This is a genomic window from Streptococcus oralis (genome assembly GCF_023109155.1).
GTDB classification, from domain to species: Bacteria; Bacillota; Bacilli; order Lactobacillales; family Streptococcaceae; genus Streptococcus; species Streptococcus oralis_BZ.
This window is the reverse complement of sequence record NZ_JALDUA010000003.1, coordinates 246,979-261,720: the sequence shown is the minus strand read 5'-3', so window position 1 is coordinate 261,720 and position 14,742 is coordinate 246,979. Positions and strand designations below refer to the sequence as shown.

Genomic DNA, 14,742 nt, shown 5'->3' with positions numbered 1-14,742 from the left:
TTTGGGAGTTTAGCTCAGCTGGGAGAGCATCTGCCTTACAAGCAGAGGGTCAGCGGTTCGATCCCGTTAACTCCCATAGGTCCCGTAGTGTAGCGGTTATCACGTCGCCCTGTCACGGCGAAGATCGCGGGTTCGATTCCCGTCGGGACCGTTTAAGATAACGGAAGTTATTTTAGACTCGTTAGCTCAGTTGGTAGAGCAATTGACTTTTAATCAATGGGTCACTGGTTCGAGCCCAGTACGGGTCATATTTGCGGGTTTGGCGGAATTGGCAGACGCACCAGATTTAGGATCTGGCGCTTAACGGCGTGGGGGTTCAAGTCCCTTAACCCGCATAATAGAAATCAGCCGGCTTAGCTCAGTTGGTAGAGCATCTGATTTGTAATCAGAGGGTCGCGTGTTCAAGTCATGTAGCCGGCATTTTTTTATATAGAATAAGAGGTCGATGCGAACGTAGTTCAGTGGTAGAACACCACCTTGCCAAGGTGGGGGTCGCGGGTTCGAATCCCGTCGTTCGCTTAGAGAGGCCGGGGTGGCGGAACTGGCAGACGCACAGGACTTAAAATCCTGCGATTGGTAACGATCGTACCGGTTCGATTCCGGTCCTCGGCATATAATGATGAGCACCCTTAGCTCAACTGGATAGAGTACCTGACTACGAATCAGGCGGTTAGAGGTTCGACTCCTCTAGGGTGCATTTTTTTATTTAACGCGGGAAGTAGCTCAGCTTGGTAGAGTACTTGGTTTGGGACCAAGGTGTCGCAGGTTCGAATCCTGTCTTCCCGATTCATGGCGGTGTAGCTCAGCTGGCTAGAGCGTCCGGTTCATACCCGGGAGGTCGGGGGTTCGATCCCCTTCGCCGCTATATTGATCTTGTTGGACCTTTAGCTCAGCTGGTTAGAGCTCTCGGCTCATAACCGAGTGGTCGTAGGTTCAAGTCCTACAAGGTCCATTGTAAATAATGGAGGATTACCCAAGTCCGGCTGAAGGGAACGGTCTTGAAAACCGTCAGGCGTGTAAAAGCGTGCGTGGGTTCGAATCCCACATCCTCCTTTTTATATTAACGCGGGATGGAGCAGCTCGGTAGCTCGTCGGGCTCATAACCCGAAGGTCGTAGGTTCAAATCCTGCTCCCGCAATTTGGCTCGGTAGCTCAGTTGGTAGAGCAATGGATTGAAGCTCCATGTGTCGGCGGTTCGATTCCGTCTCGCGCCATATTTTCTTTTATTAAGCGGGTGTAGTTTAGTGGTAAAACTACAGCCTTCCAAGCTGTTGTCGCGAGTTCGATTCTCGTCACCCGCTTTGAACTTTGTTCAATTACCAAGTTTTTTAAACTTGGGCGCGTAGCTCAGGTGGTTAGAGCGCACGCCTGATAAGCGTGAGGTCGGTGGTTCGAGTCCACTCGTGCCCATTAATAGGAGAATTACTCAAGAGGCTGAAGAGGACGGTTTGCTAAATCGTTAGGTCGGGTAACCGGCGCGGGGGTTCGAATCCCCCATTCTCCGTGAGTTAAGAGGGCTGTTAGGCTCTTTTTTTGTAAGCAAATCCCCCTTCTAAATCGTTAAAAGGGGGATTTGTTTATTACCAATTTGTTAGTGATATTTCTCCGCTATTTAGCCAGATAGTTTGTTTATCTTCAAGTTCAACTTGAAGTTGACCAGATTCTGAGATTTCTTTTGCAAGACCTTTTTTCAATTTTTCATCTAGCTGGAAGGTAACTTCTTTTCCAAGAACGATTGATCTTTCTTTATAGATATAAAGTAGCTCATCTGAATCCGTATTGTAGAAACAATTCCATATTTCGCTGATGAGCTCATTACGACTAATTGGTGCAGGTGGCATAAATAGGCTGCCTGCTTTTTCTTTTAGGTCTTCTGGGAAGTCTGCTATAGAAAAATTTATACCAAGTCCGATAATGACGTCTGTAACCGAGCCTGTCTCAACTGATGTCATCGCTTCAGTGAGGATACCTGCTATTTTTTTATTTTTAAAGTAGATGTCATTTACCCATTTGATATCTACTTCTATCATAGTTAGATTTTTAATGGCTTTGCAGACTGCAGCTGCCACAAGAAGAGTATAGGATGGGAGTTTTTCATAGGGAAGGTTTGGTTGAATATGCAGAGACATATAGATTCCCCCCTGAGATGGAGAATAGTAGGGGCGCTGAAAGCGGCCACGACCTGCTGTTTGACAGGTTGAAAGATAGAGTGTATTTCCTTTGTTTCCAGCTTCAATCCCTTCTTTTGCATCTGTTTGGGTTGATTTTGTCTCAGGTTTGTAGCGAATGGTTAAGTTGGTGTTCTCTTGAATCAATTCAGGCAATATCAAATCGCCTTGAATAAGCTTGTATCCTCTATTTTTGATACTGTCAATTTCTAGGCCTTCTTGTTGAAGACGTTGGATCGCTTTCCATATAGATGTACGGCTTAAATTCAGTTCTTCTCCGATTTTTTCTCCGCTAACATAATCGTTTTCTCTAGCTAATATTTGGTAGACTAGTTGGTGTGATTTCATTGATTTTCCTTTCTAGCTGAGAGGGAATGAGAGAATTCTTTTCGAGTTTGACTAGGTGTTTTATGAAAAAACTGCTTGTAGGCTTTTGAGAAATGTAGTGGATCTGCAAAACCCACAGAATACGCAATGACTTTTATCGTTTCATTGGTGTGTTCTAGTAACTGTTGTGCACGATGCATCCGAACGTAAAGTAGATACTCTTTTGGAGAGAGTTGATGAAATTCTTTAAACACACTAGTTAAGTAACTTCTATGAACCGATAGTTCTTTTGCTAAATCTTGAATGGTGAGTGATTGCGGGTAGTGACTATCTATCAACCGTTTGCAGTCAAGATAGAGTTGGTGGGTTGATGAAATATTCTCTTTTTTCTGATTGGGAGCAATCGTTCCTAGATGAAACATCAGTTCATGGAGTTGTCCCATGATGTGGAGTTGAGCCAATTCATTTGATTTTGTAATCTGAGCGAAGCGGACAATATCTGAGATGAGTTTTGCAGTTGTCTGGGTATGACAAGTTTCAGATTGGATTAGATAGGATTGGTCAGAAATTTGAGATAGAGCAAAGTAGTCAGGTGCCCTTCCTCCGGAGATCCCCAACCAGTAGTAAGCCCAAGGATCCTGGCTATCTGCTTGATAGAATGTTAATTCATCTGGTTTTAGTAAAAAGAAATCTCCTGTCTTTAAATCAACAATTTTCCCCTTATAATGGAACTGACCTTTTCCTTTAGTAATGTAATGTAGTACATAGGTATCTCGAATAGCTGGGCCAAAAGAGTAGTTGGGCGTGCATTCTTCATAACCGTAGAAGCTAAGAGAAAGATCAATTGTTCCAGTCTGATATTCTGAAAAAACGAGCATGGGCCACCTCCTACCTAACATTTTACCATACTTTAGAGACATTTTTCTATTTTAGAAAGCGCTTTTATTTGCTAAAATTTTATCAGGAAATCGATGAGGTGCAATTTATGGGAATTCGGATAGAGAATAATCTATTTTACGTTGAGAGTAAAGGTTTAAGTTTGATTATTGAAAATAGGGATGGGTTCTTATTATTAAAACATTTAGGAAAGACTATTAAGAACTATAGAGGGGCTAATAGTGTTTACGAACGCGATCATGCTTTTTCTGCTAATCCAATAGCTACTAATAGAACCTTTAGTTTGGATACGCAACGTCAGATTTTTGGACAACATGGTTTGGGTGACTTTAGAAAACCAACTTTACAGGTTCAGCACGATGCAACTGAAGTAACAGACTTTCGATTTGTAGAAGCAAAGATTTTAAGAGGTCAGAATGGTCCACAGGGTTTACCTTCTCCTCACAGCATGGATGGTACAGAAACTCTTGCCTTGATTTTAGAAGATCCTAAGGCTCAACTTAGTCTGACTTTGTATTATACTGCTTTTAATAACGATGCGACAATTGCTAGTTATAGCAAATTGGAGAATAATAGCAATCAGGAAGTTGTCATCCATAAGGACTTTTCTTTTATGGCTGATTTTCCTGCTGCAGCTTACGAAATAGTGACTTTACAGGGAGCTTATGCTCGTGAAAAGACTGTCCGACGTCAACAGGTAGAACAAGGAATCTTTTCAATTAGTTCGAATCGTGGAGCTTCTGGGCATGCTCAAACACCAGCTCTTCTATTATGTGATCAAGGAGTTACAGAGGATGCTGGGAATGTATTTGCTCTACAACTGATGTATAGTGGAAACTTCGAAGCTTTTGTCCAAAAGAATCAACTGAATGAAGTTCGGGTTGCTATTGGGATTAATCCAGAAAACTTTTCTTGGAAGTTAGATCCTGAGGAAGACTTTGAAACACCGGTAGCTTTAGTGACCTATTCAGATAAGGGATTAACTGGTATTAGTCATGAAAGTCAGAATTTTGTACTTAAGCACATTATGCCAAGTAAATTTTCTAAAAAAGAGCGTCCAATTCTAATCAATAACTGGGAAGCTACCTACTTTGACTTTCAGAAAGAAAAACTGTTAGAACTAGCTGATGAAGCTAAGAAAGTTGGAATTGAACTTTTTGTATTAGATGATGGGTGGTTTGGTAATCGCTTTGATGATAATCGTGCTTTAGGTGATTGGGTTGTGAATGAGAAAAAGCTGGGTGGAAGTCTAGAAAGTCTGATTTCAGCTATCCATGAAAGAGGTTTGCAGTTTGGGCTTTGGTTAGAACCTGAGATGATTTCTGTTGATAGCGACTTGTATCGTAAACATCCTGACTGGGCTATTCAGGTTCCAGGTTATGAGCATACCTATTCTCGAAATCAATTAGTACTTAATCTTGCCAATCCTCAGGTAGTAGAATATCTGAAAAATGTTTTAGATGAACTCCTCTCTCATCATAAAATTGACTACATCAAATGGGATATGAACCGTAATATTACTAACCTGGGGAATGGTTCAGCCTACTTGGAAACCCAGATGCAGTCTCATCAGTACATGCTGGGGCTTTACGAACTCGTTTCTTATTTGACAGAGAAACATAGTCATATTCTCTTTGAGTCCTGCTCTGGTGGCGGTGGACGAAATGATCTTGGTATGATGCGTTATTTTCCACAAGTCTGGGCTAGTGATAATACTGATGCTATTGCACGTTTACCAATTCAATACGGTTCATCCTATCTCTATCCAACTATTTCTATGGGGGCTCATGTGTCAGCAGTACCAAATCATCAGATGGGACGAATGACACCATTGGAAACTCGTGGTCACGTGGCAATGATGGGAAATCTGGGTTATGAACTTGATTTGACAAGTTTATCAGATGAAGAGAAGGATGAGATTGCTAATCAGGTGAACTTGTATAAAGAATTGCGACCAGTAGTCCAGTTGGGAAACCAGTATAGGTTAATCAATCCCGATGCTGAATCCAATGAAGCAGCTGTGCAATTTAACTATGGAAATCAGACGATCGTAACCTACGTCCGAGTCCTATCGGTTGTGGAAACAATGGAAACCACCTTGAAACTGAAAGACTTAGAAGTGGAAGGGCTTTATGAGCTGGAAGGGACAAACATTGTTTACTCGGGTGCAGAGCTCATGTGTGCAGGTTTAACTGTTTCCCTATCGCCAGGAGATTTTTTGAGTAGACAGTATAAATTCAAAAGACTATAATAAAAGCGTATAAATTTATCAAGGAGGCATTCCAATGAAATGGTATAAGAAAGCAGGTTTTCTTTTAGTAGCTGGGGCAAGTTTACTAGGCCTAGTGGCTTGTGGTCAGAACAATCAATCAACTGATGGCAAGGTAACGATTGAGTTTTTTAACCAGAAGACCGAGATGGCAGATACCTTGCAAAAGATAGTGGATGATTTTGAGAAGGAACACCCTAATATTGATGTGAAGCTGACTACAGTACCTTCAGCTGGAATTGTTCTAAAGACTCGGATTTTATCAGGAGATGTTCCAGATATTATTAATATCTATCCTCAAAATATGGATTTTCAGGAGTGGGCGAAGGCAGGCTATTTTGCAGATATGACAGGAAAAACCTATCTTGAGAACATCAAGAATGACTATGCCGAAAAGTATGCGATTAATAATAAAGTTTATAGTGTGCCTTTAACGGCCAACCTTTATGGAATCTATTACAATAAAACGAAGTTTAAAGAATTAGGGCTTGAGGAACCGAAGACTTTTAAAGAGTTTCAAGAGATTGTTAAAAAGATAAAAGATAGTGGAAATTCTCCGTTTGCGGTTGCAGGCAATGAAGGCTGGACATTAAATGGTTACCACCAACTTTCTCTCATTACCCTTACGGGTAGTGGAGACGCGGCTAATAACTATCTTCGCTTTTCAAAACCAAACGCCATCTCTGCAGATGATGCTATTTTAAAAGCAGATGCAGAACGACTCGATTTATTAGCAGATAATGCTCAAGATGGTTGGCGTGGTGCCTCTTATAATGATGCGGTGGTAGCATTTTCGAGTGGAAAAGCCTTGATGATGCCACAAGGATCATGGGCATTAGCCGCAATTAATCAACAGGATCCAAAATTTGAGGTGGGGATGTTTGCCTTTCCTGGAGAAGAAGTAGGAAAAGAAGTCACTGTTGGTGCAGGGGATATGGCATTATCAACTTCAGCTACTACCAAACACCCTAAGGAAACCGAAGAATTTATCAGCTATATGACTAGTCCAAAAGCTATGCAGTCATACTATGATGTAGATGGATCACCTGTTGCGGTAAAAGGCATACAGGAAAAAGAAGATTCAGCGCTTGCAGCTATTTCTAAACTGGCTTTTACGGACAAACATTATGTTTGGTTGGGCCAACGCTGGAACTCTGAAGAAGACTTTTTTAATCTAAGTGCAGGTTACCTGATGGATAAAAATCTGAAAAATATGGCAAATAATCTCAATGCTTTCTTTAATCCAATGAAGGCAGATTTGGACTAGAATAGGAGTTAAGATGATATGGCTATTCGAAAATTTTTAAATAAATACTGGGGTTGGACATTTTTGCTTATCCCGCTTGCTTTACAAGCTATCTTCTTTTACTTTCCAATGGTACAAGGTGCTTTCTATAGTTTGACTAACTGGACTGGATTGACCTATAATTATAAATTTGTTGGTTTAAATAACTACAAATTGCTGATGATTGATGGGAAATTCTTCACAGCTATAGCCTTTACTTTGATTTTAACTCTGGCATTGATTATTGGAGAGATTACGATTGGGATGGTTGTGGCACGAGCCTTAAATTCTAAGATGAAGGGGCAGACCTTCTTTAGAGCTTGGTTCTTTTTCCCGGCTGTTTTGTCTGGTTTGACTGTTTCCTTGATTTTTAAACAATTCTTCAACTATGGTCTTCCAACGATTGGAAAAATTTTAGGGATTGGTTTTCTACAAGAGAGTCTATTAGGAACACCTGTCGGAGCGGTAGTGGCAACTATTTTTGTTCTTCTATGGCAAGGAGTAGCAATGCCAATCATTCTCTTTCTTGCTGGTCTTCAGAGTATTCCAAATGATATTTTAGAGGCAGCATCAATTGATGGTGCAACCAGTAAACAAACTTTTTGGAAGATTGAATTACCCTATTTATTGCCAACGATCTCTATGGTTTTTATCTTGGCACTTAAGTCCGGTTTGACAGCCTTTGACCAAATTTTTGCGTTGACGAGCGGTGGTCCAAATAATGCTACAACGTCTCTTGGACTTTTAGTCTACAACTATGCTTTCAAGAGTAATCAATATGGATATGCGAATGCAATTGCCTTGATTTTATTCTTAATTATTGGAATTGTTTCTCTGATCCAAATCAAGCTATCAAAGAAATTTGAAATCTAATAGAGGAGTCCTACACATGAAAAAAGAAGAAAAATTGAATCAGTTTTGGAAATACATCCTCTTGATAGTCGGTGGTATTCTTATACTTGTTCCTTTGTTGGTAACAGTGTTTAGTTCTTTCAAAACAACTAAGGATATCATGAATCATTTCTTTAGTTTGCCCAATCCTTTTACCTTAAGTAATTATGAACGATTGATTTCGGATGGAATTGGAGGCTATTTCTGGAATTCAGCAGTTATTACGGTGTTATCATTGATTGTAGTAGCTTTCTTTATACCAGCTGCAGCTTATTCCATTGCTCGAAATATGTCCAAGAAAAAAGCCTTTGCCATTATGTATTCGCTCTTGATCTTAGGGATATTTGTTCCATTTCAGGTGATTATGATTCCTATCACAGTTATGATGAGTAAACTCGGCCTAGCAAATATGTGGGGGCTAGTAATACTCTACCTAACTTATGCTATTCCACAGACTCTCTTCTTGTATGTTGGTTATATAAAAATCAGTGTACCAGATAGTTTGGACGAAGCTGCGGAAATTGATGGGGCTGATCGTTTTACAATTTATCGTCGAATCATTTTTCCAATGTTGAAGCCCATGCATGCGACAACTTTGATTATCAATGCTCTCTGGTTCTGGAATGACTTTATGTTGCCACTCTTGATTCTGAATAAGGATTCTAAGATGTGGACTTTACCTCTCTTCCAATACAACTATCAAGGTCAGTACTTCAATGACTATGGCCCAAGTTTTGCATCTTATATTGTGGGAATTGTAACGATAACCATTGTCTACCTCATCTTCCAAAAACATATCATTTCAGGAATGAGTAACGGGGCAGTGAAGTAACAAGATACAAAGCCCGTTAAAAGCTCACAGTGAAAATAGGGAATCTGAATAAGAAGCCTTGGTTTCTTGGAAGATTCATCTTTTTCACACAGAGCTTAGGGCGTGTTCAATTAAGATACAAAGGAACGGTTCAGCTTGTTGGCAATTCTATGTAGAAAACAAGAAAGTCGTATTTAGTTGATTGCAGTCTATATTAGTACTGAACAAAAATCTAAAAATATCTTTCATTTACGAAGCCAGGTCATATAAGACTTGGCTTTCATCAGAAAAAGGAGAACATCTATGACCATTCAAAATAAAACTATGTTGATTACTTACTCAGATAGTCTTGGAAATAACCTTAAAGACTTGTATGAGAATTTGGAAGAACATTTTGGCGATGCTATTGGGGGAGTTCACCTTCTACCATTTTTCCCGTCAACAGGTGATCGCGGATTTGCACCAGTGGACTATGATGAAGTGGATCCAGCGTTTGGTGATTGGGAGGATGTTAAGCGTTTAGGTGAGAAATATTATCTTATGTTTGACTTTATGATTAACCATATTTCTCGTCAATCTAAATATTATAAGGACTATCAAGAAAAACATGAAGCTAGTGAATTTAAAGATCTCTTTTTAAACTGGGACAAGTTTTGGCCGGAAAACCGTCCGACACAAGCTGATGTAGATTTAATTTACAAGCGTAAGGATCGTGCACCAAAGCAAGAGATCGTTTTTGCAGACGGTTCAGTAGAACATTTGTGGAATACCTTTGGTGAGGAGCAGATTGATCTTGATGTGACCAAAGAAGTAACGATGAGCTTCATCCGTAAGACGATTCAACATCTAGCAAGTAACGGGTGTGATTTGATTCGCCTAGATGCTTTTGCTTATGCGGTGAAGAAATTGGATACCAATGATTTCTTTGTGGAACCAGATATTTGGGACTTATTGGATAAGGTCCGGGATATAGGAGCTGAATACGGTGCAGAGCTCTTACCTGAGATTCATGAACACTATTCGATTCAGTTTAAAATAGCGGATCATGATTACTATGTTTACGATTTTGCCCTTCCAATGGTGACCCTTTATACTCTTTACAGTTCCAGAACAGAGCGCTTAGCTAAGTGGTTAAAGATGAGCCCGATGAAGCAATTTACGACACTAGATACCCATGATGGGATTGGAGTGGTAGATGTCAAGGATATCCTGACCGATGAGGAAATTGACTATGCTTCAAATGAGCTCTATAAGGTTGGAGCGAATGTCAAACGTAAGTACTCTAGTGCAGAGTATAACAATCTAGATATCTACCAAATCAATTCAACCTACTATTCTGCACTTGGAGATGATGATGTCAAGTACTTCCTCGCTCGTTTGATTCAAGCTTTTGCGCCAGGCATTCCTCAGGTTTACTATGTGGGTCTATTAGCAGGAAAAAATGACTTGAAATTATTAGAAGAAACCAAAGAAGGTCGAAATATTAATCGTCATTACTATAGCAATGAGGAAATAGCAGAAGAAGTTCAACGTCCTGTGGTGAAGTCCCTTCTCAATCTATTTTCTTTCCGTAATCGGTCAGAGGCCTTTGACCTAGAAGGGACTATTGACATTGAAACACCAACAGCTCACAGCATTGTAATCAAACGTCAAAATAAAGACAAGTCCGTAACAGCAGTAGCAGAAATTGATTTGCAAAGTCAGACCTATCAAGTAGTGGAAAACGGTAGAAACATTCAGTTCTAGTGCCATATTAATGAAAGATTTTTTTTGTGGCGAAAACGTGTTCATTGTTCCCAAATGACGGAAAAAATGGTAGAATATAAAGATAGTTTAGCATTTATCTTCTGGAGAAATCCAGAACAGAAAGGATCCGTTTTGAAATCAATTGGATTACTGGATAAGATAAGAGGGCTTTCGAAAAAAGATTTCTTTTTGTATCTGATGATCATGAGTATCTTTTTACCTTTTTATTTGTTCTTATCACTCTTTGCTTTATATTTGATAGGTTTACTTGTTACTGGGGAGATGAAGGGAATTATCAAAGGATTAGCCAAACATCCTGTACTTCTCTTTTTTATTGCCTACAGTAGTGTCATTTCCATCGTCGCCAAGAACTGGCTTGGTCTAGCAGCATCTTTCCTGATGCTCCTATTTCTTATTTTCTTTAGTTTTTACCAGAAGCGTCTGACGCATGCTTTCTTTCGACTGATACTCCAGACGGTTTTGTTTGGTAGTGTTGTCTCTGCCGCTTTTGCTACTTTGGAGCATTTCCAAATTGTAAAGAAATTTAACTATGCCTTTCTTTCACCAAATATGCAAGTATGGCACCAAAACCGTGCAGAGGTCACCTTCTTTAATCCTAACTACTATGGGATCATTTGTTGCTTCTGTATCATGATTGCCTTTTATCTCTTTACAACGACGAAGCTAAGATGGTTGAAAGTCTTTTGTGTGCTAGCAGGTTTTGTAAATCTTTTTGGTTTAAATTTCACGCAAAATAGAACAGCCTTTCCTGCTATTATCGCTGGAGCCATCATTTATCTCTTTACGACCATTAAAAACTGGAAGGCCTTTTGGCTTAGTATTGGGGTCTTTGCGATTGGCTTGAGTTTCCTTTTTTCTAGTGATTTGGGAGTTCGGATGGGAACTTTAGATTCTTCTATGGAAGAACGCATTTCTATCTGGGATGCTGGGATGGCCTTGTTTAAGCAAAATCCTTTTTGGGGGGAGGGGCCATTGACCTATATGCACTCTTATCCTCGGATAAATGCTCCTTATCATGAACATGCTCACAGCCTTTATATTGATACGATTCTGAGTTACGGAATTGTGGGAACCATTTTATTAGCTTTGTCTTCTGTTGCTCCTGTTCGTTTGATGATGGATATGAGTCAGGAGTCGGGGAAACGTCCAATTATCGGTCTTTATCTATCTTTCCTTACAGTGGTTGCTGTGCATGGAATCTTTGACTTGGCCCTTTTCTGGATTCAGTCAGGTTTCATTTTCTTGTTAGTTATGTGCAGTATTCCATTGGAGCGTCGAACTTTGGTATCAGACATGACGGATTAAGTTTATAAGATTGAAATCTTCTACCTTGAGTAGGAGATTTTTTACTGAGAAAAATTAGTTCTAAGTCGAAATAGTTGACAATTGGAATAATAAGTATTATAATATTTTTTATTCGTATCGATATAGAAATAAATTGGAGGTTTCATGAAATATTGTCATTTGGTAGCCCATCATATTCGTTTGTTGAATGGGCGGATTTTTCAAAAGTTACTGAGACAAGACCCTGACTCTCTTTATCGGAGTGAGCAGGGAAAGATTTTAGCGGTTTTATGGAATAGTAAGACGGGCTGTGCAACTGCGACAGATATTGCGCTTGCGACTGGGCTTGCTAATAATACGTTGACGACTATGATAAAAAAGTTAGAGGAGCAAAATCTTATAACTGTCAGTCCGTGTGGAGAAGATAAGCGTAAGAAGTATTTAGTTTTAACAGAGTTGGGCAAGTCCCAGAAAGAAGTTGGGCAACGTGTCAGTCAGAGATTGGATACTATCTGTTACAAAGGATTTTCAGAGGAAGAAATTCGTCAGTTTGAAGGTTTTCAAGAAAGAATTTTGGCTAATCTGAAAGAGAAGGAAAATGAGGTTTAGAGTGGGGTAAATTAGTTATTAAAAGGTTGGTAACTTGACCAACCGAGGAAAATTTTAAATTGAGGACAAAGAATGATTGAATACAAAAATGTAGCGCTACGCTATACAGAAAAAGATGTTTTGAGAGATGTCAATTTACAGATTGAGAATGGGGAGTTCATGGTTTTAGTTGGGCCTTCTGGGTCTGGTAAGACGACCATGATCAAGATGATTAACCGTCTTTTGGAACCAACTGATGGAAATATATACATGGATGGTAAGCGCATCAAAGACTATGATGAGCGTGAGCTTCGTCTTTCTACTGGTTATGTTTTACAGGCCATTGCTCTGTTTCCCAATCTAACGGTTGCGGAAAATATTGCCCTCATTCCGGAGATGAAGGGCTGGACTAAGGAAGACATTGCGAAGAAAACAGAAGAGCTTTTGGCTAAAGTTGGTTTACCAGTGGCTGAGTATGGGCATCGTTTACCTAATGAATTATCTGGTGGAGAACAGCAACGGGTCGGTATTGTTCGTGCTATGATTGGTCAGCCTAAGATTCTCCTCATGGATGAGCCCTTTTCAGCCTTGGATGCTATTTCGAGAAAACAGTTGCAGGTTTTGACGAAAGAATTGCATAAGGAGTTTGGGATGACAACGATTTTTGTGACCCATGATACGGATGAAGCTTTGAAATTGGCGGACCGTATTGCTGTCTTGCAGGATGGAGAGATTCGTCAGGTGGCGAATCCTGAGACGATTTTAAAAGCGCCTTCAACGGACTTTGTAGCAGACTTGTTTGGAGGTAGTGTTCATGGCTAATTTGATATCAACTTTTCAGGATCGTTTTGGTGACTGGGTAACAGCTCTATCTCAACATTTGCAGTTGTCACTGTTGACCTTGTTACTAGCTATTTTTATTGCTATTCCCTTGGCTGTTTATCTTCGCTATCATGAGAAGTTGGCGGACTGGGTCTTGCAGATTTCAGGAATTTTCCAGACTATCCCGTCTCTGGCCTTGTTGGGACTCTTTATCCCCTTGATGGGAATTGGAACCTTGCCTGCTTTGACGGCTCTAGTGATTTATGCGATTTTCCCAATTTTGCAAAATACCATCACTGGGCTAAAGGGAATTGATCCAAGTCTACAAGAGGCGGGGATTGCCTTTGGGATGACCAGGTGGGAGCGTCTCAAGAAGTTTGAAATTCCACTTGCCATGCCTGTCATAATGTCTGGTATTCGGACGGCAGCGGTCTTGATTATTGGTACGGCGACCTTGGCAGCCTTGATTGGGGCTGGCGGACTGGGTTCCTTTATCCTTTTGGGAATTGACCGCAATAATACCAGTCTGATTTTGATTGGGGCCCTTTCTTCAGCAGTGCTTGCCATTGCCTTTAACTTCCTACTAAAAGTGATGGAAAAAGCAAAATTGCGGACGATTTTCTCTGGTTTTGCCTTGGTGACCATATTGCTCGGTCTGTCTTATAGTCCAGCCCTCTTAGCTCAAAAAGAGAAAGAAAACTTGGTGATTGCTGGGAAATTGGGACCTGAACCAGAAATTTTGGCAAATATGTATAAGTTGCTGATTGAAGAAAATACCAGTATGACTGCGACTGTTAAACCGAATTTTGGGAAAACAAGCTTCCTCTATGAAGCTCTGAAAAAAGGGGACATTGATATCTATCCTGAATTTACTGGTACGGTGACTGAAAGTTTGCTTCAGCCATCACCCAAGGTAGGTCATGAGCCAGATCAGGTTTATCAGGTGGCGCGTGATGGCATTGCCAAACAGGATCATCTGGCCTATCTAAAACCTATGTCTTATCAAAATACCTACGCTGTAGCTGTTCCGAAAAAGATTGCTCAAGAATATGGCTTGAAGACCATTTCGGACTTGAAAAAAGTGGAAGGACAGTTGAAGGCAGGTTTTACTCTCGAATTTAATGACCGTGAAGATGGCAATAAGGGCTTGCAATCAATGTATGGTCTCAATCTCAATGTAGCGACCATGGAGCCAGCCCTTCGCTATCAGGCAATTCAGTCAGGCGATATTCAAATCACGGATGCCTATTCAACCGATGCAGAGTTGGCGCGTTATGATTTGCAGGTCTTGGAGGATGACAAACAACTCTTCCCACCTTATCAAGGGGCTCCACTCATGAAAGAAGCTCTTCTCAAGAAACATCCTGAGTTGGAGCCAGTTCTCAATAAACTAGCAGGTAAAATTACTGAAAGCCAGATGAGCCAGCTCAACTACCAAGTCGGAGTTGAAGGCAAGTCAGCCGAACAAGTAGCCAAGGAGTTTTTACAAGAACAAGGTTTGTTGAAGAAATAGTTTGAAAATGCTAAACTCAACTTGCTTAAACGACCATATAGAAAAATGCTCAGACAATCTTGTCTGGGCTTTTTTGATATTAGAGTTACTAAATGTCATTTAAAATGGAAAATAATACTC

At 40.3% G+C, this 14,742-nt stretch carries 11 protein-coding genes and 17 tRNA genes; 26 read left to right on the top strand and 2 right to left on the bottom strand.

The window, feature by feature from the left end:
- Positions 1 to 3: 3 nt before the first annotated feature.
- The 17 genes from M1F63_RS07770 to M1F63_RS07690 all read left to right on the top strand — a co-directional run bounded on the left by M1F63_RS07770 (position 4) and on the right by M1F63_RS07690 (position 1,504).
- Positions 4 to 76, top strand: a tRNA-Val gene (locus tag M1F63_RS07770).
- A gap of 2 nt (positions 77 to 78) precedes the next feature.
- A tRNA-Asp gene (locus tag M1F63_RS07765) sits at positions 79 to 151 on the top strand.
- Positions 152 to 175: 24 nt separating this feature from the next.
- Positions 176 to 248 (top strand) — tRNA-Lys (locus M1F63_RS07760).
- Positions 249 to 253: 5 nt separating this feature from the next.
- A tRNA-Leu gene (locus M1F63_RS07755) sits at positions 254 to 335 on the top strand.
- 12 nt (positions 336 to 347) lie between these two features.
- Positions 348 to 420, top strand: a tRNA-Thr gene (locus M1F63_RS07750).
- A 27-nt stretch (positions 421 to 447) separates the two neighbouring features.
- Positions 448 to 519 (top strand) — tRNA-Gly (locus tag M1F63_RS07745).
- Positions 520 to 526: 7 nt separating this feature from the next.
- A tRNA-Leu gene (locus tag M1F63_RS07740) sits at positions 527 to 612 on the top strand.
- A gap of 11 nt (positions 613 to 623) precedes the next feature.
- A tRNA-Arg gene (locus tag M1F63_RS07735) sits at positions 624 to 697 on the top strand.
- Positions 698 to 712: 15 nt separating this feature from the next.
- Positions 713 to 786 (top strand) — tRNA-Pro (locus M1F63_RS07730).
- 5 nt (positions 787 to 791) lie between these two features.
- Positions 792 to 865 (top strand) — tRNA-Met (locus tag M1F63_RS07725).
- Between the two features lie 13 nt (positions 866 to 878).
- Positions 879 to 952 (top strand) — tRNA-Ile (locus M1F63_RS07720).
- An 11-nt stretch (positions 953 to 963) separates the two neighbouring features.
- Positions 964 to 1,053: transfer RNA gene (locus tag M1F63_RS07715), tRNA-Ser, on the top strand.
- 11 nt (positions 1,054 to 1,064) lie between these two features.
- A tRNA-Met gene (locus M1F63_RS07710) sits at positions 1,065 to 1,138 on the top strand.
- A gap of 3 nt (positions 1,139 to 1,141) precedes the next feature.
- Positions 1,142 to 1,214 (top strand) — tRNA-Phe (locus M1F63_RS07705).
- Positions 1,215 to 1,230: 16 nt separating this feature from the next.
- Positions 1,231 to 1,301, top strand: a tRNA-Gly gene (locus M1F63_RS07700).
- 35 nt (positions 1,302 to 1,336) lie between these two features.
- Positions 1,337 to 1,410 (top strand) — tRNA-Ile (locus M1F63_RS07695).
- Positions 1,411 to 1,416: 6 nt separating this feature from the next.
- Positions 1,417 to 1,504 (top strand) — tRNA-Ser (locus M1F63_RS07690).
- A 76-nt stretch (positions 1,505 to 1,580) separates the two neighbouring features.
- Here the strand turns inward: M1F63_RS07690 and birA are convergent.
- The gene (gene birA / locus M1F63_RS07685) at positions 1,581 to 2,516 is read right to left on the bottom strand and encodes a bifunctional biotin--[acetyl-CoA-carboxylase] ligase/biotin operon repressor BirA (protein WP_247941126.1); all 936 of its coding nucleotides are present in this window, start codon (positions 2,514 to 2,516) and stop codon (positions 1,581 to 1,583) included.
- Positions 2,513 to 3,373, bottom strand: a complete 861-nt coding sequence (locus M1F63_RS07680; protein WP_247941125.1) for an AraC family transcriptional regulator — start codon at positions 3,371 to 3,373, stop codon at positions 2,513 to 2,515. Before M1F63_RS07680 ends, birA begins: the two co-directional genes overlap by 4 nt.
- A 107-nt stretch (positions 3,374 to 3,480) precedes the next feature.
- Here M1F63_RS07680 and M1F63_RS07675 point away from each other — a divergent pair, with 107 nt between their 5' ends.
- The 9 genes from M1F63_RS07675 to M1F63_RS07635 all read left to right on the top strand — a co-directional run bounded on the left by M1F63_RS07675 (position 3,481) and on the right by M1F63_RS07635 (position 14,622).
- Complete coding sequence (locus tag M1F63_RS07675) at positions 3,481 to 5,643, top strand: alpha-galactosidase (protein WP_247941124.1); 2,163 nt, start codon at positions 3,481 to 3,483, stop codon at positions 5,641 to 5,643.
- Positions 5,644 to 5,677: 34 nt separating this feature from the next.
- Positions 5,678 to 6,928, top strand: coding sequence for an extracellular solute-binding protein (locus tag M1F63_RS07670; protein ID WP_247941123.1), 1,251 nt, complete (start codon positions 5,678 to 5,680; stop codon positions 6,926 to 6,928).
- A gap of 18 nt (positions 6,929 to 6,946) precedes the next feature.
- Positions 6,947 to 7,819, top strand: coding sequence for a carbohydrate ABC transporter permease (locus M1F63_RS07665; RefSeq protein ID WP_001007683.1), 873 nt, complete (start codon positions 6,947 to 6,949; stop codon positions 7,817 to 7,819).
- A gap of 16 nt (positions 7,820 to 7,835) precedes the next feature.
- Positions 7,836 to 8,669 carry a carbohydrate ABC transporter permease gene (locus tag M1F63_RS07660; RefSeq protein WP_247941122.1) on the top strand — a complete coding sequence of 278 codons (834 nt, stop codon included), beginning with the start codon at positions 7,836 to 7,838 and terminating at the stop codon, positions 8,667 to 8,669.
- A gap of 282 nt (positions 8,670 to 8,951) precedes the next feature.
- The gene (gene gtfA / locus M1F63_RS07655; protein WP_033606274.1) at positions 8,952 to 10,394 is read left to right on the top strand and encodes a sucrose phosphorylase; all 1,443 of its coding nucleotides are present in this window, start codon (positions 8,952 to 8,954) and stop codon (positions 10,392 to 10,394) included.
- Positions 10,395 to 10,526: 132 nt separating this feature from the next.
- On the top strand, positions 10,527 to 11,720 hold the full coding sequence (locus M1F63_RS07650; RefSeq protein WP_038805734.1) for an O-antigen ligase family protein: 1,194 nt from the start codon (positions 10,527 to 10,529) through the stop codon (positions 11,718 to 11,720).
- 144 nt (positions 11,721 to 11,864) lie between these two features.
- Complete coding sequence (locus M1F63_RS07645; RefSeq protein WP_000872569.1) at positions 11,865 to 12,308, top strand: MarR family winged helix-turn-helix transcriptional regulator; 444 nt, start codon at positions 11,865 to 11,867, stop codon at positions 12,306 to 12,308.
- Between the two features lie 72 nt (positions 12,309 to 12,380).
- Positions 12,381 to 13,109 carry an ATP-binding cassette domain-containing protein gene (locus tag M1F63_RS07640; RefSeq protein ID WP_247941121.1) on the top strand — a complete coding sequence of 243 codons (729 nt, stop codon included), beginning with the start codon at positions 12,381 to 12,383 and terminating at the stop codon, positions 13,107 to 13,109.
- Positions 13,102 to 14,622: an ABC transporter permease/substrate-binding protein gene (locus M1F63_RS07635; RefSeq protein ID WP_247941120.1), complete on the top strand. Its 1,521-nt coding sequence runs from the start codon at positions 13,102 to 13,104 to the stop codon at positions 14,620 to 14,622. The genes M1F63_RS07640 and M1F63_RS07635 overlap by 8 nt, the downstream gene beginning before the upstream one ends.
- The last annotated feature ends 120 nt before the right edge of the window (positions 14,623 to 14,742 follow it).